Source organism: Salinimicrobium terrae DSM 17865, from assembly GCF_000424665.1.
Taxonomy (GTDB): domain Bacteria; phylum Bacteroidota; class Bacteroidia; order Flavobacteriales; family Flavobacteriaceae; genus Salinimicrobium; species Salinimicrobium terrae.
Genome location: NZ_KE384221.1, coordinates 164008 through 187741 on the forward strand (window position 1 = coordinate 164008; position 23734 = coordinate 187741).

The 23734-nt window shown below is 40.3% G+C and carries 21 protein-coding genes; 4 read left to right on the plus strand and 17 right to left on the minus strand.

Annotated elements, in window-relative coordinates; translation table 11 throughout:
- Positions 1–15 precede the first annotated feature (15 nt).
- The 4 genes from H148_RS0113060 to H148_RS0113075 form a co-directional block, all read right to left on the minus strand.
- Positions 16–693, minus strand: coding sequence for a response regulator (locus H148_RS0113060; RefSeq protein ID WP_029035197.1), 678 nt, complete (start codon positions 691–693; stop codon positions 16–18).
- Positions 686–1762 (minus strand): sensor histidine kinase, encoded by a 1077-nt coding sequence (locus H148_RS0113065; protein ID WP_083961686.1) that lies wholly within the window; start codon positions 1760–1762, stop codon positions 686–688. The genes H148_RS0113060 and H148_RS0113065 overlap by 8 nt, the downstream gene beginning before the upstream one ends.
- A gap of 84 nt (positions 1763–1846) precedes the next feature.
- Positions 1847–1981 (minus strand): hypothetical protein, encoded by a 135-nt coding sequence (locus H148_RS18960; RefSeq protein WP_281169122.1) that lies wholly within the window; start codon positions 1979–1981, stop codon positions 1847–1849.
- A 168-nt stretch (positions 1982–2149) separates the two neighbouring features.
- Positions 2150–3706 carry a protein adenylyltransferase SelO gene (locus H148_RS0113075; RefSeq protein ID WP_029035199.1) on the minus strand — a complete coding sequence of 519 codons (1557 nt, stop codon included), beginning with the start codon at positions 3704–3706 and terminating at the stop codon, positions 2150–2152.
- 224 nt (positions 3707–3930) lie between these two features.
- Between H148_RS0113075 and H148_RS17920 the strand changes: the two genes are divergently transcribed.
- On the plus strand, positions 3931–4293 hold the full coding sequence (locus tag H148_RS17920) for a hypothetical protein (RefSeq protein WP_051286460.1): 363 nt from the start codon (positions 3931–3933) through the stop codon (positions 4291–4293).
- Between the two features lie 107 nt (positions 4294–4400).
- Complete coding sequence (locus tag H148_RS0113085; protein ID WP_029035200.1) at positions 4401–6530, plus strand: Tex family protein; 2130 nt, start codon at positions 4401–4403, stop codon at positions 6528–6530.
- A gap of 43 nt (positions 6531–6573) precedes the next feature.
- Here the strand turns inward: H148_RS0113085 and H148_RS0113090 are convergent, their stop codons facing one another.
- From H148_RS0113090 to rpe, 3 genes are all read right to left on the minus strand, one after another.
- The gene (locus H148_RS0113090; protein ID WP_029035201.1) at positions 6574–7098 is read right to left on the minus strand and encodes a DUF488 domain-containing protein; all 525 of its coding nucleotides are present in this window, start codon (positions 7096–7098) and stop codon (positions 6574–6576) included.
- Positions 7099–7282: 184 nt separating this feature from the next.
- A complete protein-coding gene (locus H148_RS0113095) occupies positions 7283–8260 on the minus strand; it encodes a YpdA family putative bacillithiol disulfide reductase (protein ID WP_029035202.1) in 978 nt (325 codons plus the stop codon).
- Positions 8247–8909 (minus strand): ribulose-phosphate 3-epimerase, encoded by a 663-nt coding sequence (gene rpe / locus H148_RS0113100; protein WP_029035203.1) that lies wholly within the window; start codon positions 8907–8909, stop codon positions 8247–8249. The genes H148_RS0113095 and rpe overlap by 14 nt, the downstream gene beginning before the upstream one ends.
- A 124-nt stretch (positions 8910–9033) precedes the next feature.
- Between rpe and H148_RS18965 the strand changes: the two genes are divergently transcribed.
- Positions 9034–9165 (plus strand): hypothetical protein, encoded by a 132-nt coding sequence (locus H148_RS18965; RefSeq protein WP_281169123.1) that lies wholly within the window; start codon positions 9034–9036, stop codon positions 9163–9165.
- Positions 9166–9302: 137 nt separating this feature from the next.
- On the opposite strand, the gene H148_RS0113110 is transcribed toward H148_RS18965, so the two are convergent.
- The 8 genes from H148_RS0113110 to tamL all read right to left on the minus strand — a co-directional run bounded on the left by H148_RS0113110 (position 9303) and on the right by tamL (position 21426).
- The gene (locus H148_RS0113110; protein WP_029035204.1) at positions 9303–10166 is read right to left on the minus strand and encodes a sigma-70 family RNA polymerase sigma factor; all 864 of its coding nucleotides are present in this window, start codon (positions 10164–10166) and stop codon (positions 9303–9305) included.
- 78 nt (positions 10167–10244) lie between these two features.
- Complete coding sequence (locus H148_RS0113115) at positions 10245–11315, minus strand: PepSY-associated TM helix domain-containing protein (protein WP_029035205.1); 1071 nt, start codon at positions 11313–11315, stop codon at positions 10245–10247.
- Positions 11316–11363: 48 nt separating this feature from the next.
- Positions 11364–13706 (minus strand): TonB-dependent receptor, encoded by a 2343-nt coding sequence (locus H148_RS0113120; protein WP_029035206.1) that lies wholly within the window; start codon positions 13704–13706, stop codon positions 11364–11366.
- 169 nt (positions 13707–13875) lie between these two features.
- Positions 13876–16125, minus strand: a complete 2250-nt coding sequence (locus tag H148_RS0113125) for a polyribonucleotide nucleotidyltransferase (RefSeq protein ID WP_029035207.1) — start codon at positions 16123–16125, stop codon at positions 13876–13878.
- A gap of 309 nt (positions 16126–16434) precedes the next feature.
- Entirely contained in the window at positions 16435–16704 is a 270-nt protein-coding gene (gene rpsO, locus H148_RS0113130) for a 30S ribosomal protein S15 (RefSeq protein ID WP_029035208.1), read from the minus strand.
- Between the two features lie 126 nt (positions 16705–16830).
- On the minus strand, positions 16831–17688 hold the full coding sequence (gene accD / locus H148_RS0113135; protein ID WP_029035209.1) for an acetyl-CoA carboxylase, carboxyltransferase subunit beta: 858 nt from the start codon (positions 17686–17688) through the stop codon (positions 16831–16833).
- Positions 17689–17751: 63 nt separating this feature from the next.
- Complete coding sequence (gene fbaA / locus H148_RS0113140) at positions 17752–18819, minus strand: class II fructose-bisphosphate aldolase (protein ID WP_029035210.1); 1068 nt, start codon at positions 18817–18819, stop codon at positions 17752–17754.
- A 42-nt stretch (positions 18820–18861) separates the two neighbouring features.
- Positions 18862–21426, minus strand: a complete 2565-nt coding sequence (gene tamL, locus H148_RS0113145) for a translocation and assembly module lipoprotein TamL (RefSeq protein ID WP_029035211.1) — start codon at positions 21424–21426, stop codon at positions 18862–18864.
- Positions 21427–21463: 37 nt separating this feature from the next.
- On the opposite strand from tamL, the gene H148_RS0113150 reads away from it, so the two are divergent.
- Complete coding sequence (locus H148_RS0113150) at positions 21464–22207, plus strand: TrmH family RNA methyltransferase (RefSeq protein WP_029035212.1); 744 nt, start codon at positions 21464–21466, stop codon at positions 22205–22207.
- Here H148_RS0113150 and porT read toward each other — a convergent pair.
- Positions 22194–22901, minus strand: a complete 708-nt coding sequence (porT, locus tag H148_RS0113155) for a type IX secretion/gliding motility protein PorT/SprT (RefSeq protein ID WP_029035213.1) — start codon at positions 22899–22901, stop codon at positions 22194–22196. The genes H148_RS0113150 and porT overlap by 14 nt on opposite strands.
- Positions 22902–22905: 4 nt before the next feature.
- Complete coding sequence (ubiE, locus tag H148_RS0113160; protein WP_029035214.1) at positions 22906–23634, minus strand: bifunctional demethylmenaquinone methyltransferase/2-methoxy-6-polyprenyl-1,4-benzoquinol methylase UbiE; 729 nt, start codon at positions 23632–23634, stop codon at positions 22906–22908.
- Positions 23635–23734 lie beyond the last annotated feature (100 nt).

Sequence of the window (23734 nt, forward strand, 5' to 3'; positions counted from 1 at the left end):
AAGATTTTATAAAGATCATAGAAATCTATAACCCACTCCGCTTTCCGTAATGAAATGTTCTGGATGGTTAGGATCTTTTTCCAACTTTTTGCGCAGCTGCGCGATGAAAACCCTCAAGTATTGAGTTTCTGTTTGAGCTCCGAGCCCCCAAATATTTTTCAAAAGGTACTGGTGAGTCAAAACCTTACCCTGGTTTTTGGCCAGAAGAATAAGTAGATTGTATTCGGTGGAAGTAAGTTTTACAACTTCCTTATTCCGAAATACAGACCGGGATGTAAGATCGATTTCCAAATCGTCTGCAAAAATTATATGTTGCAATTCCACATTTTGATTAAGACGTATTGAAGAGCGTATCCTTGCAAGCAATTCACCGGTTCTAAATGGTTTTGTAAGATAATCTGTTGCTCCATTGTCTAGGGCCTTGACAATGTCTTCTTCAGAATCCAGTACGGAGAGGATAATGATGGATTTTTCGAACCAGTTTCTCAATTCCAATAGAACCTCATGACCACTCTTATCGGGAAGGCCCAGGTCCAGTAGGACAAGTTCCGGAGGATGATTGGCTGCAAGATTTAATCCCTCGGTTCCATTAACAGCCTGCACCACTTTATAGTCATTGCTTTCCAAAACTATTTTTAGCAGTTTTCTTATCTGCGGTTCATCATCAATAATTAAGATCTCCCCTTTATTCATCATCTATAGTTGTTAAGGGGGCAGTTTCGGCAGGTATATCAATGGAAAACTTTGCACCCCCTGAAGGTATATTCTGGAGTTTTATGGTACCATTATGAGCTTTAGTGAATCCTTTTGCAATAGAAAGACCCAAACCAGTTCCCCCCGTTGCCGTTTTTGGTAGCCGGTAAAACTTTTCAAAAACTCGTTCCAGCGTATCATCCGGAAAACCGGGTCCATTATCCAGTATTTGAATTTGCAATTTCCGGTTCCCGGAATTCACCAGAATTTGTATGGTTGTACCTGCCGGAGTGTATTCAAGCGCATTATGAATAATATTATGTAACACCTGCTCAATTAAAGGACCGTCAATTCTAAATAAAGGGAGGTCTTCTGAAGGTGAAAAAGATACGTGATGGGAATCTTTTCGATTATTCTGTATAACAGTATGAACGATCTCTTTAATGTCATACCAGTCCAGCTGAAGCTTGAAAAAATTTGATTCCAGGCGACTCATACTTAAAAGATTATTAACCTGCCTGTGGAGCCTGTTTCCGGCAAGGTCTATTTCGCTGTACAATTCAATTTTATTGGTTTCAGAGATTTTTCCGGAATTCATCTTTAAGGTATCCACAGCACCAATAATAGTGGATATTGGAGTTTTTAATTCGTGAGAAAGAGAATTTATCATGGTGTTGTATAGCTGTAGCGTCCTTTCTTTGGCCTCCCGTTGCCGGGCAATAGCCTCCACTTTTCGTAATCTTGAAGTAAAAACCGCATTCATTACGGCAATAACGAAATACATGAGAAAGAGTAATGCATCCTGTGGTGTGGTAATATTGAAGGTGGCACGAGGTTGAATAAACAAAAAATTCCAGATTAAAGCACTTGCTATAGCTGCAATAACTATGGGGAAAGTTTCCAGGAACATCGCGAGAATAGAAACTACCAGTAGTAGAATGAGTGCAACAACGTGATAACCTATTATATCTATAAAAAGGAAGCAGAGAAATGAAATTACTGAGATCGATCCAAGTCCAATTAAGTATTGCAGGATCTGGTTATTCTCAATTTTTTTTATTAGATCCACCGGCGGGTTTTTATCCAAAGATAAACATGCCTGTGAAGTTTAAGGAAATAAATTCGGAGTTATATTCATAAGAAGTATTTCATCTTAGACAATGAAACCTAGAAGCACCAGAAAAATGAAAAAGGCAGCGACCATGCAGTGGTCAGACCATACATCAAACCATGCCTCAAAACCAGATATTTTCTCTTTTTCGTCGGAATTACTTTTTGGAGCTCTCATGATCAATCATTTATTGGTTAAACTTCTAAAATCCTCTTAAAAGAATTTACTCTAATTTATAAAATTTTAGATATTCAGCAAATCATTTCCTGTTAAAACTCTGAATTTGAGTCAGGAAAAGATTACAGGACAACTTCCAACTCTCGACCAAATGTTAATTAATTCATATTATGAACTGCACGAGAGCATAGAACAACCTGCTTTGGTCTCTGCCCAGGAAGGTCGTTTTTTAATAAAGTCATCGAAACCTGAGGGTGCGTAAGATTGGGCCATAGCCTCCTGTAACCTAAGGAAAAGCTCGTCTTCTCCTTTCTCAAGTTCTTCGATCGCTTGATGTAAAAGGTAATTTCTAAGAATTATTCGGGGATTGGTTCGGTTCATCAGGTCTCTTGTTGCTTCCTCAGAAAGGTTGTTATTTTTTCGCATTTTTGAATAGTCTGTTATCAGTGTGGTGAACAGATCCTCTTGGTTAGGAGATAAATCTTGGTAAAATGAGTTCCGGAAGTGATCTTTTATGGCTTGTGGATTAACTTCAGGTGGAACATCGGCGAGTAAGCGATAAAAAATCGTCATATCTGGCTGGATTACCGAAAGTACCTTTTCAAATCGAGAATTAAGTTCCTTTTCCTGCTTTCCAACTTTTTCAAAACCTAATTTTCTGCTCATCATCCCATAGTAATGATCCCAGAAAATTTTTTCATAAGATTCCAGAACATTTTCCAGTCCTTCCGTCTCCTCAAAAAGCAGGGAAAGGGCATTAGCCAGCCTGCCCAGATTCCAATATCCAATGGAAGGCTGGTTCCCAAAGGCATAACGGCGGCCGGGAAGATCTGTGGTGTTAGGTGTAAAGTTGTGATCGTAATTATCAAGAAAGGAGAAGGGACCATAATCAATTGTTAGTCCTAAAATGGACATATTATCTGTATTCATGACTCCGTGAACAAAGCCTACCCGTTGCCATTCGCTCATCAAAAATGCCGTTTTTTCCACCACTTCCTGAAACCATTTAAGAATCCGATCTTCTTCCTCCATGAATTGCGGAAAAAACCGATCAATGGTCCAATCGACGAGTTTTCTAAGTTTTTCTGTTTCACGCTGAGCGGCCAGTAACTCGAAATTCCCGAAACGCAAAAAAGAGGGAGCAACTCGTGTCACAATAGCCCCGGGTTCATATTCGGGATTCCCATTATAGAACATATCCCTTAGAACTTTATCCCCGGTGGAAACCAAGGCCAGCGCACGGGTAGTGGGAACTCCCAGGTGGTGCATTGCTTCGCTCATTAAGTATTCCCGAACCGAAGAACGTAGCACCGCACGACCATCTGCATGTCTGGAATAGGCAGTAGGTCCTGCACCTTTTAATTGCAGTTCAAAAATACCATTTTTGGAACCCCATTCCCCTAGGGTTATAGCCCGCCCATCACCAAGCTGTCCTGCCCAGTTCCCAAACTGGTGCCCGGCATAACAAGCGGCGTATGGATTCATTGAGGAAGTGATTTTATTACCGGCTAAAATTTCCACTTCTGCTGGAGAAGGATAATTTATCTCCAACTTTTCAGCCAGATCTGTCGACCAACCTACTAGTCTAGGTGCGGCAACAGGAGTTGGTACTGCCTTGCTATAAAGTTTTCCGGGGGTTTGACGAGGAGTCCGGTCACCACTGTCATCACCTTCAAAGGTTTGTGTAAAGACATTTTCAAATTCTTTTTCTGCAATGGAGATCATGGGTCTTTTTTTCTAAAATACAAAACTTTCCAGAGGACCCGAAGATGTTTTTCATCATTAAAGAATTTGGTAAATAAAATTTACGGCTGCAATTTAAGAAGTAAGAATTTTCTTTAGAAAATTAACAACAGCTTAAACAATGACAAGAAATTAAGTTAAACCTAAATTAAAAAACATTTGGGACACGATCAACTGGTTTATTTTTAGAAAAAAATTGAAAAGGAATGATTTCATATCAGAGTAAAACCGATATTCAAAACCAGGTGTTGAACCTGTTGCCGCACCAAATTGAAGAGTGCAGGGAGTGCGACCAGTTACCCGCCTCTCTTGAAGAACTTATTAAACATAATTATCAGGCTACTTTCGTGTGCTATGACAAACAGTCTAATAGTATTGAAGTAGGTGTGGAGAATGAAGAAGAAAATTCACCTTATCCTGAAATCAAGGTGCATAGAATTCCGCTTGCTAAGGCTGTTGCCTACATTAGAAAAACTTTTAGGAGCAGTGATGCAGACCTTAAGTTCTACGGAAAAATTCTGGCCGGCTATGGCTCCTCTTCAAAAATCGAAGAAGTAGTCCTGGTATAGCAGTCTGAAGAATTACTTTAAAAGCCTCCCGGAGTTATTTTCGGGAGGCTTTTTTATGGAAAGAAGCTTCAGGCTTTTATCTTTGCCATCCATTCTAGTTTTTACAGATGAATTCTACAAACTTTATTCTTACTCGTACAAATCTTCCACAGAAGAGTGTTGATAATACGCTTCGGTTACTCGGGGAAGACGCCACTATTCCGTTCATTTCCCGCTACCGGAAAGAAATGACGGGCAACCTGGATGAGGTGCAGATTGAGCAAATTGTGAAATGGAAAGAGGCATTTGAAGAACTGGAAAAGAGGAAAAAGAGCATTCTAAAAGCCATTTTTGAACAGGATGCCCTTACGCCGGAACTTGAATCAAGGATCAATAATACCGAAGATATTCTGCAGCTGGAAGATCTCTATCTTCCTTATAAGAGAAAGCGGAAAACCAAAGCTGATGCTGCCCGGGAGCAGGGATTGGAGCCTCTGGCCAAAATAATTATGGCACAAAATTCTCCTAATTTCGAGACAGCGGCAAAAAGATTCTTGAGTAAAGAAGTAGCCACAGTTGCCGATGCCAACTCGGGAGCAAAAGATATTGTTGCGGAATGGATCAATGAGAACGAGGGGGTGAGAAGCCGACTTAGAAAACTTTTTCAGCAAAAGGCAGTGATCTCTGCAAAAGTGGTAAAAAAGAAAGCTGAAGAGGAGGAGGCGCAAAAATTCCGGAATTATTTTGAGTGGGAGGAAAAATTGAAATCCATTCAATCTCACCGGTTACTTGCCATCCTTAGAGCCGAAAAAGAGGGTTTTGTAAGGGTGAAGATAGAGGTGGAGCAGGAGGGTGCTGTTAGAACAATTGCAGGCATTATTCTAAAACCACAGCAAAATTCGGGCAAGTATTTCATTGAGGAAGCAATTGAAGACTCTTATAAAAGATTGCTTTTACCTGCGCTTTCCAACGAAATTTTATCTGCAGCCAAAGAAAAGGCAGATACGGAAGCCATAAAAGTCTTTGCAGATAACCTTAGGCAGTTATTGTTGGCACAGCCTTTAGGTGCAAAAAGAATCCTGGCCCTCGACCCCGGTTTTAAATCGGGATGTAAGCTAGTGTGTCTGGACGAAAAGGGAGATTTGCAGCACAATGAAACCATTTTTCCGCATCCGCCGCAAAAGGAAATGGCCATGGCTTCAAAAAAGGTAAAATCTTTGGTGAATGCCTATAATATTGAAGCTATAGCCATTGGGAATGGTACTGCTTCCCGTGAAACGGAATTTTTCATCAAAAAGATTCCTTTTGACAGAGATGTGCAGGTTTTTGTGGTGAATGAGGCCGGAGCTTCGGTGTATTCAGCTTCAAAGATTGCCAGGGCAGAATTTCCCAGTTTTGATGTGACTGTGCGGGGAGCAGTCTCTATTGGCCGTCGGCTGGCAGATCCTTTGGCCGAGCTGGTGAAGATCGATCCCAAAGCTATTGGAGTTGGGCAGTACCAGCACGATGTGGATCAGGCAAAACTGAAGAATGAACTGGACAGGGTAGTGGAGAGCTGTGTGAATTCTATAGGTGTAAACATGAACACTGCCAGTGCCCCATTACTCAGTTATGTTTCGGGTATTGGACCGTCTTTAGCTGAGAATATTGTCAACTATCGAAGTGAAAAAGGGGAATTTTCTTCCCGAAAAGAGCTGCTGAAAGTTCCGCGGTTGGGAGCCAAAGCCTTTGAACAGGCCGCCGGATTCCTGAGAGTAACTACTTCTGAAAATCCGTTGGACAACTCCGCTGTACATCCAGAAAGTTATTCTATAGTAGAGAAAATGGCTGCCGACCTCAAGGTTGGACTGAAGGATCTTATTGGCAACAAAGAGCTCATTTCTAAAATTACTCTCGAAAATCACATATCTGGAGCCGTAGGTTTACCCACTATTAATGACATCCTAAGCGAGCTGGAGAAACCCGGAGTAGATCCAAGAAAATCGGCTAAAGTTTTTGAATTCGATCCAAAGGTGAAGAGCATCAAAGATGTGGAAATCGGAATGAAACTGCCGGGTATAGTGAACAACATCACCAACTTCGGGTGTTTTGTGGATATTGGGATCAAAGAAAGCGGACTGGTTCACATTTCCAAACTGAAAAATGACTTCGTGAGCGATGTAAATTCCGTGGTGAAATTACACCAGCATGTACAGGTAACCGTGCTGGAGGTGGATGAGGCGAGAAAGCGGATTCAGTTGTCGATGATAGAGGAATAAATTTCAAGTTACAAGCACCAAATTCAAATTTCGCTGTGGAGTTTCACTCCTTATAAACAAGCTTTCCACCTTCAATCTTGGCAGGTTTGGTGTAGGGGTGTTCGGTAGTTTTTTCGGGTGCCATTATGTGGAGGATTTTCCAGCCTTCAGCTTTAAGATAATCTGAAACCATAGCCCGGTGGCAGCTCCACCAAACAGCTTCAGAACACATAATAGCGGTTCTATTTTCAGTAGCAATAGCTTTAAGTTCTTCAACAGTGGATTTAAATTCAGAAGTTTCCATATAATCGGCATAGCCACGAAAGGACGGATGCCGCCACACCTGATTAACAGAATCTGGTTTTGCCTTCCGCCGACCTCCAAGATTTTCAAAATGATGATAAAAAATGCCATTTTTGGGAAAGGATTCGGCTAAAGCTTCCAAATTGAAGTGTGGATATTTCCTGGACCCGGGATACCGGCGAATATCAACAAGGGCTTCAATATTATGGGATTGCAACCATTCCAAAAATTCCTCCAGCGGATGAGTGGAATGACCAATTGTCCATATGCGGGGCTGTTGAGACATTGTTGGAAGTTAGATCTACGAAGGTAGAAGTAGGAATTGTAAAAAACTAAATATTTCCCGCTGATCTCGCAATGGGTTAAGGGTAATTCTCGGAATGAAAGAAATCTCTCGTCACTCGCTTTTCCTAAAACTTCGTCCTGTTGAGATGACAAAATTTACGGCTAAGTTCCATAACTCTGAACTCCTAACTCTTAACAACATCCTCTAATATCATTTTCGCATGTACCCGGGAATTCTCAATAAACCATTTGTGGGTTTCCATTCCGCCGCAAATTACACCTGCAAGATAAATCCCTTTGACGTTGGATTCCATGGTTTCAGGATCGTACTGCGGAATCTTTTTCCCGTCTTCCGAAAGTTGGATTCCCATGTCTTTTAAAAATTCGAAATTCGGACGGTAGCCGGTGAGCAATAATACCCAGTCATTTTCCAGGACCTGGTCTCCCTCTTTAGAGGTAATTATCACTTCGGTTTCCCTTATTTCCTTTAATTCAGCATTAAAGACTGCTTTTATGCTCCCTTCATCTATACGGTTGTCAATATCGGGTTTTACCCAGTATTTCACACGTTCGCCAATGGCAGGACCACGCACCACCATAGTGACGTCGCCGCCTTTACGGTATATCTCAAGCGCAGCATCTACAGCCGAATTACTGGCTCCAACAACAATTGTCTTTTGGGTGGCGTAAAAGTGCGGATCGCCGTAGTAATGAGCGACTTTTGGCAAATCTTCTCCCGGAATATTCAGGTAATTGGGAATGTCATAAAAACCTGTCGCAATAATGACATTTTTGGAGCTGTAGAAACCTTTGGAAGTCGTGACTTTATGGAGATTATCTTCAGATTCAATTTTTTCCACTTTTTCAAAAAGTTGAATATTGAGGTGGTTTGACGTGACTATTCTCCTGTAGTATTCCAAAGCTTCTTGTTTATGTGGCTTCGGATTAGTACTTATGAAAGGAATATCATCGAGCTCCAGTTTTTCTGAAGTGGAAAAGAAGGTCATGTTTGACGGATAATTGTACAGCGAATTAACCAGCGTTCCCTTCTCTAAAATGACATAATTGAGGCCTTTCTTTTTTGCCTCCATGGCACAGGCGATGCCTATAGGTCCGCCGCCAACGATAACTGCGTCGTATATTTTATCTTCAGGAGTTGACAAGCGACTTCAGGTTTTTAATGGTTTGGGTTGGATCTTCAGCTTTAAAAACAAAACTGCCGGCTACCAGTACATCTGCACCGGCATCTATTAATTGTGCCGCATTTTTATCGGTCACTCCGCCATCAATTTCTATTAAAGTAGGAGCATTGTTCCTTTCAATAATTTGCTTCAGTTTTTCAATCTTCTTGTAGGTGTTTTCAATAAAGCTTTGTCCGCCAAAACCGGGATTTACGCTCATCATACAGACAAGGTCAATATCAGCAATCACATCTTCCAGGAGCTCTACAGGAGTGTGTGGATTGATAGCAACACCTGCCTTCATACCTTCGGCCTTTATTGCCTGGAGTGTCCTGTGAAGGTGGGTGCAGGCTTCATAATGTACCGAAAGATTATTGGCTCCAAGAGCAGCAAATTCCTTGATATATCTGTCGGGATCAACAATCATGAGGTGAATATCAATTGTTTTTTTCGCGTGCTTTTGAATCGCTGCCAAAACAGGCATTCCGTAAGAGATATTCGGAACAAAGACGCCATCCATAATGTCAATATGAAACCAGTCGGCTTCACTGTTGTTGATCATTTCGATGTCACGTTGAAGATTTCCGAAGTCTGCAGCAAGTAAGGAAGGAGCAATTAAATTATTTTTCATGTGGTCGAAAATAAGACTTCGTAAAAGTAACAAGAATTATGGTAAAAGGCTTAACTGGTATTAAAGCAATTGCTGTAGGAAGATTTTTGTATCTTTAGAATAAACAGAACCAAAAAAAACATTTATGGAAGTTGAAGAAAAGAGTGAAAAGAAAAATTATGGGAAAATGGGATGCTTTATTGCAATTCTGGTTCTCGTAATCGTCATAATTGCCATTTATTCCGGCTTAATTAGTTTCCCCGGTTCTACTGACTAATTAATGTTGGACTGTAGAGCTAAAATAATTGTTTTCAAAATTGATTTAAAAAGGTGAACCCGGGGTAATCAGCCCCGGGTTCTTCATCAATCAATCAAAAAACGAACAGTAATCAACTGTTGCTTCGTTCCAGGGACTTATCCCAGGTATGTTTTTAAGATTTTGCTTCTCGAGGTGTGTTTCAACCTTCTGATAGCTTTTTCTTTTATTTGTCTTACTCTTTCCCTTGTTAGATCAAAAGTCTCGCCAATTTCTTCCAGAGTCATTGGGTGTTGGTCTCCCAGACCAAAATAAAGACGAATTACATCGGCTTCACGCGGAGTAAGCGTCTCAAGAGCCCGCTCTATTTCTGTACGTAAAGATTCATGTAAAAGCTCTCTGTCGGGGTTCGGGGATTCACCCGAGCGTAATACGTCATACAGGTTGGAATCTTCACCTTCAACAAGCGGAGCATCCATGGATACGTGACGCCCAGAATTCTTCATAGATTCCTTAACGTCATTAATGGTCATATCAAGTTCTTTTGCAATCTCCTCTGCACTTGGCGGACGCTCATGCGATTGCTCAAGGAAAGCAAAAGTTTTGTTGATCTTGTTTATGGAACCAATCTTATTGAGCGGTAAACGCACAATACGGGACTGTTCTGCCAAAGCCTGAAGTATAGACTGGCGAATCCACCAAACGGCATAGGATATGAATTTGAAACCACGGGTTTCATCAAATCTTTTGGCAGCTTTTATTAGTCCTAAATTTCCTTCGTTTATAAGGTCGGGAAGGGTCAAGCCCTGATTTTGATATTGTTTTGCTACAGATACTACAAAACGAAGATTCGCCTTAGTTAGTTTCTCTAAAGCACGGTCATCACCCGCTTTAATTCGTTGTGCCAATTCCACCTCTTCATCTGCGGTGATCAGGTCAACTTTACCAATTTCTTGCAAATACTTATCCAGCGAAGCAGTTTCACGGTTTGTTACCTGCTTCGTAATTTTAAGTTGTCTCATCTAACGTCTCCTTGGATTTTAATTATGAATAACTCTTGTAGTAGTTATACGTAAGAAGGGTTGGGAATGTTACAAGAATTAAAGATAATGAAAATATTTTTTCCTTTTCAGTTTTTTAACCTGTTTTCCCTGCCTCCAAATCAGGAAGCCAGTAATGGACAAAAATGGTCCCGAGAGCCCTGTTATACAGTACAATAATTTAGTCCAGATCCCGCCATATTGTCCAAAATGTAGAGGGATAAGTGTGCTCGAAAGTTTTGTTTTAAGATCTGCTTCCTGAATTCGGGTAACTCCTGTGATCTCACCCGATTGGTAATCTGCATTAATCTTATTGTAAAATTCAGAGTAATAAAAAGCATCGTCATTGAAAAGGCCATATACTGTCAATGTTCCCTGTTCATTAAAAGGAAGCCGAATGTAGGTGGGATTAAAATTGGAATAGTTCTCGGCTATCTCCATAAGTAGATCATTTACCGGTGCTTTTACAACAGGCGTTTCTGCAATGGCCGGGGGATTAAGTCCGGCAGCGGCAACTGTCCACGCGAGAAAGACTCCGGTTACAACAAGTACCAGGTTGAACAGCAAAGCCCAGGTTCCAACAATGCGGTGCAAAGAGGAATAAAATGTACGTCTGGTTTTCAGGTTTAGACGAGTGCTGCAGGTTAGGGTCTTGAGGACACTTTTTCTGTAAAGGTAAATTCCGGTCAAGAGAGAGAATAAAAATAAAACTCCTATAATGAAAACCAGAACTCTGCCCGCAGGTCCGGCCTGGAAAGAGTAGTGGAACTTTAACAACCATCGGGTGAAAGTAGTGAGTTCATTGATCTCCTTAATGATTTCACCTGTTGAAGGGTGAACAAAAACAAAAAGCCGTTCAGTTGGCTTTCTAAGGTTAAAGATTAATGCTTCGTTCTCTTCAAAGTGCATTAGACGGGTATCCCAGCCTGGATAATCTCTTTGAATTTCCTGAATTCCCCGATCGATGTTAAGACCAGAATAATTTTCTATCTCAAGATATTCTTTCCACTGATGATCCTCTATGTCTTGCTGAAAGACCAGAATAGAACCCGAAATTCCCATGAGAACAAGAAAAATTCCTGCAATTAAGCCGGCAATAGAGTGATATTTTAGAATCTTCCTGTTGTTCATGAAAAAAAGAGGCAGCTATAAATTTTATAGCTGCCATTTGGGTTGAAATTATAAATTAACTTTTAAAGATAAATTTAATCTTGCTCCGTTTCCTTTAATATAATTGCTTGGTCTGGCGTCCCATTGGGAAATAGGAAGATAATAATCTTGGTTAAGGAGGTTTTGGACTCCAAGGCTGAGAAGTGTGTTTCCTGTCATGTGATAGTTGGCTGAAAGGCTAACCAGATTAAAAGCTTCTACGGGTCCTTGCCCATAAACATAAGAACCATTAGGACGCGGGTCAAATTTATCTCTGTTTCCACTGTAAATATGGGATAGACGCATATTAAGCTTTTGAAAAACTTCATAGCTCACGTAGCTGGCAATCTTTAACGGTGGTATGCGATCACCATTCATGTAATTTTCATATTCTCCATCATCTTCGGCATCCAACTTTCCTTCAAGGTAAGAGACCGATGTTCCAAAATCAATTTTTTCAGACAACTTGGAATCAAGAGCAAGTTCAAAACCATATACTATTTCCGGCTGACGTGCAATTTGAAAAACTCCGTCAACTTCACGGTAAGTAGCACCAAGTTCAGATGTACTTACAAAATATGCTCCGCTGATACTGGTGTTTCCGAAGTTGCTGTTGAAACCTGCTTCATAATTATTGGCGATTACAGCTTCTGAAGAGATCTGGTCTACAGTGTTTTCTGTGGCACTTCTCAAAGTACGGCCAAGATCTGCAATGGAGAAACTTTGAGAAAAACTAACAAACGGTTTAAATTGTTCCCAACGATTATAGCGTAAGCCGGCATTAAAAGTAGTGGCGTCATATTTGAGTTCCCCGCCTTCAACAGATACATTCCCTTGGGGAGTACCCTCGTTTGGCATAATGAAAATTGTGGTGTAATCTGGAATGTCTACATTTATATTCTCAAACCTGATTCCCGCTTTTAACACGAAATCGCCGTAGAGAGTCTTAAGCTGGGCATAAGGGGCGAAATTTTTCATATCTACTTCGGGAACCCAAAGCCTGCCATCGACCAGATATTGAGAAGTTACGTCGTTCAAAATGTCTATCCCGTATAGAATGTCTCCGGAAAATTCTGAGCCAAGAGCATACGGTGTCCTGAAATTTGCACGGATTCCTTTCTTATCTGATTCGATCATGGATTGTCCACCTTCAAAACCTGTTTCACTGTTAAAGAAGAAAGGAGAGAACCCATATACCGTTTGGAAATCCTGGAAGTATAGATTGGCGTTGAAATCTGTATCACCAAAAAGATTGTAAGAATTGTAAGTGAACTGGCCATTATGGTTATACCTGTTCCCCTGGTCAACCCCCAGCACTTCTCCAATGACCCCTATTGCGGGACGTTCTCCATAAACTCCGGGTTGATTAATATATTCCGTATCCTGATTGCTGCTGAAATAGTTGTACATAAATTCAACAGTATTGTTGTAATCAATTGCATAATTCAATTTTCCGAAGAAATTGTACTGATTTGTTTCGCCTAAACCATAAGACGGAGATATGACTTCCCCGTTCGCGTCTCTAAATATCCCGGTTTGCCCGAAACTTGCGTTCGCAACATACCCAAGACCCCCTGTTTGCCCGGCAAAAGTTTGTGATAATTTTGAGCTAAGAGTATGTTTAGAATTCACCAAAGAAATACCGCTACTAAGCTCAGTAGTACTTTCAAGCTTTTTATAAGCTTTAGGAGTCTTGGTGATATAATTAATGATTCCGCCATCTGCGCCGTTACCATAAATAGCCGTTGCACCTTTTATGATCTCGATCCTTTCAATGACGTTTGGATCAATAGTGTTCACATCCCTACTTCCGTTTCTTAATGGAGTAGACTGTGGAATTCCATCAATAAGGACAAGCATTTTTCTACCTCGCAAAGTTTGCCCGGTGCTACTGGTTTGGCTGGTGCTTATTGCAAGACCGGGAACTTCATTCATTATATCGGCTATGGAATTACTAGTTAAATTTAGCCTTTCGATCTCTCTTGAAGTTAAAATTGAAACAGAAGATGGCACTTCATCTAAAGTTTCTGTTCTTCTGTTTGTGGTAATTACTACCTCGGCCAGATCCTTGAGTTCTTCTTCAAGAATGATATTGAGAGTTTTGTTTTCGTTTTGTTCTAGTTGTACTCTTCTTGTGGCAGTATTAAATCCGGGGGAATTTACTATTAGAAAATATTCACCCGATTCCAGAGAATCAAAGTGGTAATTTCCTTCCGCATCTGCGGTGGTAGTAATATTTGAATTCTGAAAACTGACGCTAGCATATTGTACTGGTTCATTTTGAGGTCCGGTAATTTTACCAGACAGGCTTGCGTTTTGAGCATTGGCTATAAAACCGAAGAGCATTAAACTGAGAAGGGGTAGAAATCTCATTATATTTTTATTTGGATTGATTATAAATTGAGGGCAAATGTAGAATCAATCTAAATAAAAACAAAGAAAGAATATGTAAATAATTTGGGAGAAGGCTATATTGCTGAAGGTGAGGTAAAAAAAATGCCCTGCTATTTAGCAAGGCATTTATAATTGTTAAGAATCAGGATTAATTCCTGTCGTTTCTGTCATTTCTATCGTTTCTGTCTCTGTTTCCTCTTGATCTGTCATCACGACCACGGTTATCGCGATTATCACGTCTACCACTGTCACGGTTATTGTCTCTTGGAGGTCTTGGAGAATAACCTTCCGGTTTTTCAAGAAGTACTTTCCTTGAAACTTTCGGTTTTCTGGTCTTTGGATCGATTCCAAGATACTTCACCTCAAATTCATCACCCATGTTTACAACATCAGATACATTCTCTGTACGTTCCCAGGCAAGTTCAGAAACGTGAAGCAATACTTCATTTCCTTTGGCTTCGGCGTATTCTACCACTGCTCCAAAGTCAAGCATCTTGACCACCTTTACAGGATAAACTTTTCCAACCTCAGGTTTAAAAGTAATAGCTTTAATACGCTTTTTCACTTCATCAATCATCTCCTGGTTTACACCAAGAATCTCGATCACTCCCATTTCTTCAACTTCTTCAATGACAATGGTAGTGCCGGTTTCCTTCTGCATTTCCTGGATCACTTTTCCACCAGGCCCAATAACGGCACCAATAAATTCCCCTGGAATTTCCACTTTCTCCATCTTTGGAGCGTGAGCTTTTACAGATGATTTGGGTTCTGAAATTGTTTCGTTCAGCTTATCCAGAATATGAAGCCTTCCCTCACGAGCCTGTTTTAAAGCCTTTACAAGAATTTCGTAAGCAAGTCCTTTTACTTTAATGTCCATCTGGCAGGCGGTAATACCATCGGCCGTTCCGGTTACTTTAAAATCCATGTCACCCAGGTGATCTTCATCTCCTAGAATATCTGAAAGCACTGCAAAACGTTCTCCGTCAGAAATTAATCCCATTGCAATTCCTGAGACCGGTTTCTTCATCTGAATACCTGCATCCATCATTGCCATGGTTCCGGCGCAAACCGTTGCCATAGAAGAAGATCCGTTGGATTCCAATACTTCAGAAACTACTCTTACCGTATATGGGCAATCTTCAGGGATCATACCTTTTAATGCTCTTTGAGCAAGGTTTCCGTGTCCTATTTCCCTACGCGAGGTTCCACGAATTGGATAGGCTTCCCCTGTACTAAAAGGAGGGAAATTATAGTGTAGATAGAAAGTCTCCTCACCCTGATGAGTAGGCATGTCTATCATATTGGCTTCTCTTGACGTTCCCAAGGTCACAGTAGCAAGTGCCTGAGTTTCTCCTCTGGTAAACAATGCCGAACCATGAACTGATGGAAGGTAATCGATCTCACACCAGATTGGGCGAATTTCATCTGTCTTTCTTCCGTCAAGACGTAAACCTTCAGCAAGAGTCAATTCTCGTACTGCTTCCTTTTCTACTTTGTTGTAGTATTTTTTGATCAGGTCTTTTTTCTCCTCTAATTCCTCTTCAGAGAACATTTCATAAACCTCATCTTTTACTGCTGAAAATGCATCGCTGCGTTCGTGTTTACTGTGCGCGCCTTTAGCAATGTCGTATACTTTCTGGTATGCAGCTTCACGAACTTTAGCATAAAGATCTTCATCAGATTCTGCAACAGCGTACTCTCTCACTTCTTTTCTTCCGAAGGCATCGGCCAGCTTATTCTGTGCTTCGATCTGTTTTTTGATAGCTTCATGAGCGAATTTAATAGCTTCTGCCATTTCTTCTTCGCTAATCTCTTTCATCTCACCTTCCACCATCATTACAGAATCGGCAGAGGCGCCAATGATCATATCGATATCAGATTCTGCCAACTGGCTGCGGCTTGGATTGATCACGAATTCGCCGTTGATCCTTCCCACACGTGCTTCTGAAATTGTTGTTTCAAAAGGAATATCTGAAAGTTGAATTGCTGCTGAAGCTGCCAAACCTGCAAGTGCATCGGGCATAACTTCCTCGTCGTGAGACATCAACTGGATCATCACCTGGGTCTCATAGCGATAATCTGAAGGGAAAAGAGGACGCAAAACGCGGTCAACAATTCTCATTACAAGAACTTCCCCGTCGCTTGGACGTGCTTCTCTCTTGAAAAATCCTCCGGGATATCTACCGGCAGCTGCAAACTTTTCTCTGTAATCTACTGTTAGAGGGAAAAAGTCTGCCGTACTTTTGTTGTAGTTCGAGACTACAGTACAAAGTAACATGGCATCTCCCATTTGTACTACAACAGACCCATGAGCCTGTTTTGCTAATTTCCCGGTCTCGAGGGAGATGGTCCTGCCGTCTCCTAAATCGATGACCTCTTTAAATGTCTTTGGAATCATAAATTTTTTTAATTCTACTCCTGCTCATTTGCAGGATTGTTAAACAATGGTCTCCCGTTAAGTCTGAACGGGACAGGTTGTGTTGTTGTTGTGGGTTGTGAAGACCAATGAAAAACTACCTTTTGTTTTCTCACCTGCTAAGTCAGAAAAACTACAGGTGTCAAAAATGAGCTTTTATTACTAATTTTTTTCAGCTTAAAAATTACGCAGATTTTTTAAAGGAAAATAAAAACCTGTATTAATTTTTTATAAAAACTCTGTTTAAGAAGAAATGACATAAAAAAAGGGGCCGCAAGAGCCCCTTTTTAATTATTTTCTTAATCCTAATTCTTTAACGATCGCACGATATCTCAAGATATCTTTCTTCATTAAATAATCCAGCAGGCTTCTTCTCTTACCTACTAATTTTACCAGTGACCGCTCTGTATTAAAATCCTGACGATTGTTCTTTAAGTGCTGAGTCAAATGTTCAATACGGTGAGTGAACAAGGCGATTTGCCCTTCGGCAGAACCTGTGTCGTTCTTTCCTTTACCGTGTTTTGCAAAAAGTTCTTCTTTTGCGTCTTTAGTTAAATACATTCCAATATTAATTTTAATGATTTTTATGTATTGACAGCTTTTCTGCCAGGGCGCAAATATAAGATATTATAAAATATTAGCTGTGTAAATTTTTAATTTTCTGAAGGTCAGTCAGAAATGACATTTTTAAGCTCTTATTGGTTTGTTTTGGATAAGATCAATGTACTTGTTAACCCTGTTTTTAAGCTCTGATCTTTTTGTGATAAAGTCAAGAAATCCATGCTCCAGAAGAAATTCAGATGTCTGAAAATCGTCCGGAAGATCTTTTCCGGTTGTATCCTTTACAACCCTTGGACCTGCAAACCCGATCAAGGCTCCCGGTTCGGCAATATTGATATCACCCAGCATAGCAAAAGATGCAGTGGTACCACCAGTTGTGGGATCTGTACACAGGGAGATATAAGGAATTTTGGCGTCAGCCAGTTGCGCAAGTTTTGCCGAAGTTTTTGCCAACTGCATTAATGAAAGAGCTGCTTCCATCATTCTTGCTCCTCCAGATTTTGAGATTACCATAAGTGGGATCTTATGTTCCAGGGCATAATCTGCTGCTCTGGAAATTTTTTCCCCTACCACAGAACCCATAGAGCCACCAATAAAAGTGAAGTCCATACAAGCTACCACAAGATCGTTTCCTTTTGATTTTCCAACGGCCGTGCGTACTGCATCCTTAAGACCTGTTTTTGCCTGGGCATCTGCTAACCTGTCGGTATATTTCTTTGTGTCCTCAAATTCGAGAGGATCACGTGAACTGAGATTTTTATCCAGTTCTGTGTAGTTATTTTCGTCAAAAAGGATCTTGAAGTATTCATTACTTCCAATTCTTACGTGGTAACCGTCTTCGGGACTCACATAGAAATTTTTTTCAAGCTGCTCAGCATCAATGATCTTTCCGGTAGGAGACTTATACCATAATCCTTTTGGAACATCTTTCTTATCTTCGGTTGCAGTTTGTATTCCCTTTTGTGTTCTTCTAAACCAAGCCATGGTGAATGAGATTAAAAAGTGATGGCCCGGGATTTTTCCAGGCCATCTCTTTAATTAATTTTATTACAGCGTATTAATATTATTAAGGTCTTCAAACGCTTTTTTCAGACGCTTCTTAAAAGTCAGTTCTCCTTCACGTACCCATTTTCTTGGATCGTAATGTTTTTTATTTGGAGAATCGGCACTTTCGGGGTTACCAATCTGAGCTTTCAGGTAATCTCCTTTTTCATTCATATAATCTCGGATTCCTTCAAGATAGGCATATTGAAGATCGGTGTCGATATTCATTTTGATCACCCCATATTCAATTGCTTCTCTAATTTCTTCTACTGTAGATCCACTACCTCCGTGAAAGACAAAGTCAATTGTGTTCTTGCCAACGCCGTATTTTTCAGAAATAAAGTCCTGGGAATTTTTAAGAATTACAGGAGTAAGTTTTACATTTCCGGGCTTATACACTCCGTGCACATTTCCGAAGGCGGCAGCAATAGTAAATTGATCACTCACTTTGCTTAGCTCTTCATAAGCATAGGCAACTTCATCGGGCTGAGTATAGAGTTTTGAAGAATCGATATCTGTGTTATCCACACCGTCTTCTTCTCCACCTGTCACTCCCAATTCAATTTCCAGAGTCATGCCCATTTTGCTCATTCTCTCCAGGTATTGTTTACAAGTCTGGATATTCTCTTCAAGCGACTCTTCAGAAAGGTCCAGCATGTGGGAGCTAAAAAGTGGCTTTCCAAATTGTTCGAAATGCTTTTCACTAGCATCAAGCATTCCGTCCACCCATCCTGTAAGTTTCTTTGCACAATGATCTGTGTGAAGGATAACGGTTGCACCGTAAGCTTCTGCCAGTTCGTGAACATGTTTCGCACCGGCAATAGCTCCTGCTATGGCTGCTTTTTCATCTTTATTTTTAAGGCCTTTACCGGCATTAAATTGTGCTCCTCCATTAGAGAATTGTATAATAACAGGGGAATTTAATTCGGCTGCTGTTTCAAGTACGGCATTAATAGTACTTGAACCTATAACGTTGACAGCAGGAAGAGCGAAACTTTTTTTCTTTGCATATTTGAAAATTTCCTGAACCTCTTTTCCAGTGGCAACTCCGGGTTTAATATTATGACTCATAAATATGATTTTTGGTTAACAAAAATAAGAAAAATTGTCGGGTTAGAAAGGATAATTGATCCCTACATTGAATACTGCTTCGGAAAGATTGTAACCTCTAAACCATCTGTTTCCAGATTCAAGAGCAGGATTATAGGTCTTAAATCCAATATCAAACCTTAGAACGAAAAAATTAAAATCGTAACGAAATCCAATACCTGTTCCCAGAGCAAGTTCTTCAAGATCGGAGAGGCTTGTAAAGGTAGATGCTTCTTCTTCTACGATATCAAATACATTCCAAATATTTCCTGCATCTGCAAAGACAGCTCCATTAAGATCTCCCAGAAGTTTAAACCGGTATTCGGCACTAAGAGCGATTTTCATATTAGCCTCATTAAATTCATTACGCCCACCACTACTCCCGGGACCAAGAGAATAAGGTTGCCAGGCCCGGTTGTCATTGGGTCCACCTGCAAAGAAAGATCTAATAAAGGGAATACTGTTGGAGTTTCCATAGGGAACGGCAATCCCTCCAAAAGTGCGAATAGCGATAACCTTGTCTCCGCCCAAATCCCAGTGCTTTATGTAATCAATTTCAGTTTTTAAATACTGCGAGAAGTTGACTCCAAAGATGCTGTACCTTCCGGTTTCATCTTTGTCTATGCCGGATAGTTTTGAAACAGCTGAAAGAAAATGGCCGGCTGCTTCTAATTTTACCCTGATTCGTGAGAAATCCTCATCATAAATATTTTCCTTCTTGTTGAGGATATAAGAGAAGTTTGTTGCGTATATAAGATTGTCTTCGGTTAGCCGGTTTTTTCTTTCTCTTAGATCGTTTAATATTTCGGTCTGACTTCCGGTTAATCCACCAACCTCTCCCAGTCGGGAAGCTCTTAAAAATCCGTCGGCACCTTCGGGAATTTGAAGAAACCGCTCTCCCTGTTCATTGGTGGTAAAAAATTGTGCAGGAGCATTAATATTTTCCGAAGTCGCAACTTCGTTAATTTCAAGATAAGAGTTGCGGTACACATTGAAGTAGTTGTCTACATTTAAATTCCTCACATATTGGATATTTACGGGATCCATGAGCAGTGTAAGATTTTCATTTGGTAGCCAACGATAATTCATTACCGCGGTAAAACTTTGTTTGTCAAGTCCAATGTTGGTCTGCGTACTGGCACCTACACTAAGGGTGGTAAAAGGATACATGTACTTGGGAATAAACCTTTCTGTTGAAAACGGAAATAAAATGCGCGGCAGGGTAAGATCTACGTCTACTCCAATTTCTGTAATATCAAAGAAGCGATCGGCATCATTTGCGACATCCTTGGAAGAGCCTATACTTCCACGACCTCCAATCTCCAGAATTTCGGCACCTCCAAAAACATTTCGGATTAAGAGAGAGCCTCCAAAGCCAATTCCGATTTTCTGAATGTTACTCTGAGAAATGTCAAATTCAAACCCTAGAGAGTATTTTTGGCGGGGAGTTAGAAAAATGTTCGCGATAAGATCAGTGCCAGTGGTGTCTGAAGGATCTTCCATATACTGGATATTAGGATACCTAAAGGTCCTTAGTTGGTTAAGTCGGTTGTAGGTGAGAGTTCTGGCAGCATCTGAATATGTTGTGCCCGGGGTAATGAAGATCGCATTGGTGAGAGCACCTGGTTTAAACTGCAATTCATCAAAACCGTATAGATTATAACCTTCATTAGTGGCAGTATCTGTTACAGGTTCATTCCTGTACTCATACCTGTAATCGGGAAAAATATTGACCTTGCTTATTTTATGCACCTTATAAGGAATTCTCGTTTGCACCCCGTCAACTGTTGCTTCGCGATTTTGGATAATTAAGGCCGTATTTACTTTATGATCTGTGTTTACTGTGTCGGTCTCAAAGCTAATATACTCCTGCTCGAAATGGAACAGACCATTATTGCGGTAGAGCTGAGTTAATCGCTCTCTTTCGGCACCATAATCCTGTGTTTTATATTGCGTTCCCGGAATTATAAGTGAATTTTCCTGGTGAGCTTCGTATATGGAATCTGCTACAATAGATGCTATTCGCGTAGTTATAGAATCTACAATATAAGGTTCATTGGGAGTGACAAAATAATTAACTTTGGCTCTTTTTCTTTTAGTAGGAATAATTTCATAATCCGTCTGGGCATTAAACCAGCCATTGTTCCAGTACCATGTTTTTAGTCTTTCTGCCGATCTTTCGGCCTGGGCTTCATTTATTATTGCAGGTGGTTCCCCTGTTTCCTTTAGCCATTCATTGAGATTGACATAGATATTTCCCAGCCGTACTACCTGTTTGTCTGAAAAAATATCCGCTAGTCTTTCTGCTCGTGCTGGTTTTTCCTGAAGCCAGTTTAAGTATGTTGTGTCGGGATTTGGATTCGCAAGGTTATATAGGTACAGCTGTAGAGGAAGGCCCAAAAAAGAATTGTTTGGTTCCTGGTAGAGCTGATTGTAGATGGTGCTCGAAGAAATTTCCTCACCATCTACATAAATAGTATTCTCTGTTAGTAGTCTTTGATCATCTTCAACTCTTTTTACAGCATTGCAGGAATAAAGAAAAAAAGCAATTAAAAGAATTAATGATATTTTTGCCTGCAAATGTTTCAAGTAGTCTGTTTAATGTGCTCAAAAATACAACTTTGGTATGTTTAGCAAAAGCCAAATTAAACTTATAAAAAGCCTGTCTCAAAAAAAGTTCAGGAACAAACACGGGTTGTTTATAATAGAGGGGAGAAAAGGTATTTCTGAGCTGCTTAATTCTTCACTTGATCTACATTCTGTTTACACAATTGAAGATATTTTCAAGACTTCGGAAGAAAAAACTAATCTCATTTCTGAAGCCGATCTTAAAAAGATAAGTAATCTACACACTCCACAAACTGCTTTGGCTCTTTTTCATATACCTGAAGTTGTCCAGCCGGAAATAAAGGGTTTGCAGGTGGTGCTGGACGAAGTGCAGGATCCGGGGAATCTAGGTACAATTATTCGGCTTTGTGACTGGTTTGGGGTAGAGGATTTGATTTGTTCCCGGGAAACTGTAGATTGCTACAATCCAAAAGTAGTACAGGCTACAATGGGATCAATATCAAGGGTGAAGATCCATTATCTTGAAGTATCTGAGTATCTCGCTGCTGGCAAAGAAAAACTTCCGGTCTACGGCACATTTTTGGATGGTAAGAATGTATATTCAGAATCCCTTTCTGCGGAAGGCATTATTGTTTTAGGTAACGAAGCCAACGGAATTTCACCACAAATGGAAAAACTTATTTCTAAAAAGCTGGTTATTCCTCAATTCGGAAAAATACATCAAACTGAAAGTCTAAATGTAGCCTCTGCGGCTGCAATTTTTCTAAGTGAATTCAGCAGAAGAAATTTTACTGAAAGGTAAAATTTACAAATACCCCGCGGGAAGACATTTTTTCCACGTTACCTGTATAGAAGCTGTTTGGGTCTTCGTCTCTAATCAATTCATCATTTATAGCAAAAACCCCTCTTACTGAAGGTGTGAATTTGAAGTAATACAGGTAGAGATCGATTCCAAATCCAATTTCATAGTAATAGTTATTGGTGGTCATCCTGAAAGTTCCTTCTTCAATTTGCTCAGGATTATTCTCGTTACTGGAAAGATTAATAGAGGTGGATACACCTCCTACAACAAATGGTTTGAAATTCTTCACCCGGGTGGTAGAGAACTTCAATAAAAGTGGAATATGTACAAATGTTGAGTTAATCTCTCTAAATGTCCCCGCATCTGCCTTAGTAAATTGAAAATTGATTCTGTTAAAAGCGACTCCCGGTTCCAAACGCAGATCCAGATGGTCACTTAACCGCATATTCCCAATTAAACCTACATTAAACCCAATGGTTCTGTCTACTGCAAAATCCTTGCCTTTAGCCGGACTGGGTACATAGCTCTTATAGTCGAAATCAAAATCGTAGGTATTGAACCCAAGAAAATACCCCCAGGAAAAGCGCTGCATATCAACATTAGCATTATTAATGACATCTTCACCCGAAAAAATTTGTGCATGTGCCGGGATGGTGCCAAGGACAATAAGAGTCAGGATTAGGTACTTCTTCATAAGTTTATTTTGATGCCGAATAAATTGTCGCCACTCCCATAGTTTGAGGTTTATGTTGTACATCTATAAACCCGATTTTTCTCAAAATATTGTTTAATTCTTCTCCATAGGGGAAAGCTGCCGCACTTTCACTTAGGTAGCTGTAAGCTACTTTGTCTTTCGAAAACAACTTTCCAATCACGGGAAGAAGGTTTTTCGTGTAGAAATGATATCCCTGTTTAAACGGAAATTTAGCAGGAACAGAAGTCTCTAAAATGACAAAAATACCACCCGGTTTTAAAACCCTCAGAATTTCTGATAGCCCTTTTCCCAGATTCTCAAAATTGCGCACTCCAAAAGCAACAGTAATTGCGTCAAACTTATTATCTTCAAAAGGTAAAGCTTCAGAATCTCCCTGGATCATTTCTATTCTCCCGGTTAGGTTCTCTTCCTCAATTTTTTTTCTTCCTACTGCAAGCATACCTTCTGAAAGGTCCAGACCAACAATCTCTTTAGCTCCTGTTTTTGCAAGGCTAATTGCCAGGTCTCCTGTCCCGGTTGCAATATCCAGAACGGCGTCGGGACTGGTTGCCGATACCATTTTCACCACTTTCTTACGCCACTTAACATCAATTCCAAAAGAGATCACCCTGTTGAGACCATCATAGTTGGTGGAAATGGTATCAAACATTTGTTCTACCTGCTTCTTCTTGTTAAGTGTGGAATCTTTGTAGGGTGTGACCTTCTTGCTCATGCGAAAAATTTTCGCCAAAGATACAAGTTTATCTACCAAATGCCGGGGCTGTAAACCAAATACTTAAATGGTATTTTGTTTTGATAGAGGTAAATGCCTT

Coding starts and splice junctions, on each gene's coding strand:
- fbaA (WP_029035210.1), bottom strand. CDS start 18,819: ATGAGTCATAATATTAAACCCGGAGTTGCCACTGGAAAAGAGGTTCAG.
- H148_RS0113125 (WP_029035207.1), bottom strand. CDS start 16,125: ATGATTCCAAAGACATTTAAAGAGGTCATCGATTTAGGAGACGGCAGG.
- ubiE (WP_029035214.1), bottom strand. CDS start 23,634: ATGAGCAAGAAGGTCACACCCTACAAAGATTCCACACTTAACAAGAAG.
- H148_RS17920 (WP_051286460.1), top strand. CDS start 3,931: ATGATTTCATATCAGAGTAAAACCGATATTCAAAACCAGGTGTTGAAC.
- H148_RS18965 (WP_281169123.1), top strand. CDS start 9,034: ATGGAAGTTGAAGAAAAGAGTGAAAAGAAAAATTATGGGAAAATGGGA.
- H148_RS18960 (WP_281169122.1), bottom strand. CDS start 1,981: ATGAGAGCTCCAAAAAGTAATTCCGACGAAAAAGAGAAAATATCTGGT.
- H148_RS0113115 (WP_029035205.1), bottom strand. CDS start 11,315: ATGAACAACAGGAAGATTCTAAAATATCACTCTATTGCCGGCTTAATT.
- H148_RS0113150 (WP_029035212.1), top strand. CDS start 21,464: ATGTTTAGCAAAAGCCAAATTAAACTTATAAAAAGCCTGTCTCAAAAA.
- H148_RS0113110 (WP_029035204.1), bottom strand. CDS start 10,166: ATGAGACAACTTAAAATTACGAAGCAGGTAACAAACCGTGAAACTGCT.
- H148_RS0113120 (WP_029035206.1), bottom strand. CDS start 13,706: ATGAGATTTCTACCCCTTCTCAGTTTAATGCTCTTCGGTTTTATAGCC.
- rpsO (WP_029035208.1), bottom strand. CDS start 16,704: ATGTATTTAACTAAAGACGCAAAAGAAGAACTTTTTGCAAAACACGGT.
- H148_RS0113060 (WP_029035197.1), bottom strand. CDS start 693: ATGAATAAAGGGGAGATCTTAATTATTGATGATGAACCGCAGATAAGA.
- accD (WP_029035209.1), bottom strand. CDS start 17,688: ATGGCTTGGTTTAGAAGAACACAAAAGGGAATACAAACTGCAACCGAA.
- H148_RS0113085 (WP_029035200.1), top strand. CDS start 4,401: ATGAATTCTACAAACTTTATTCTTACTCGTACAAATCTTCCACAGAAG.
- H148_RS0113075 (WP_029035199.1), bottom strand. CDS start 3,706: ATGATCTCCATTGCAGAAAAAGAATTTGAAAATGTCTTTACACAAACC.
- H148_RS0113090 (WP_029035201.1), bottom strand. CDS start 7,098: ATGTCTCAACAGCCCCGCATATGGACAATTGGTCATTCCACTCATCCG.
- porT (WP_029035213.1), bottom strand. CDS start 22,901: ATGAAGAAGTACCTAATCCTGACTCTTATTGTCCTTGGCACCATCCCG.
- rpe (WP_029035203.1), bottom strand. CDS start 8,909: ATGAAAAATAATTTAATTGCTCCTTCCTTACTTGCTGCAGACTTCGGA.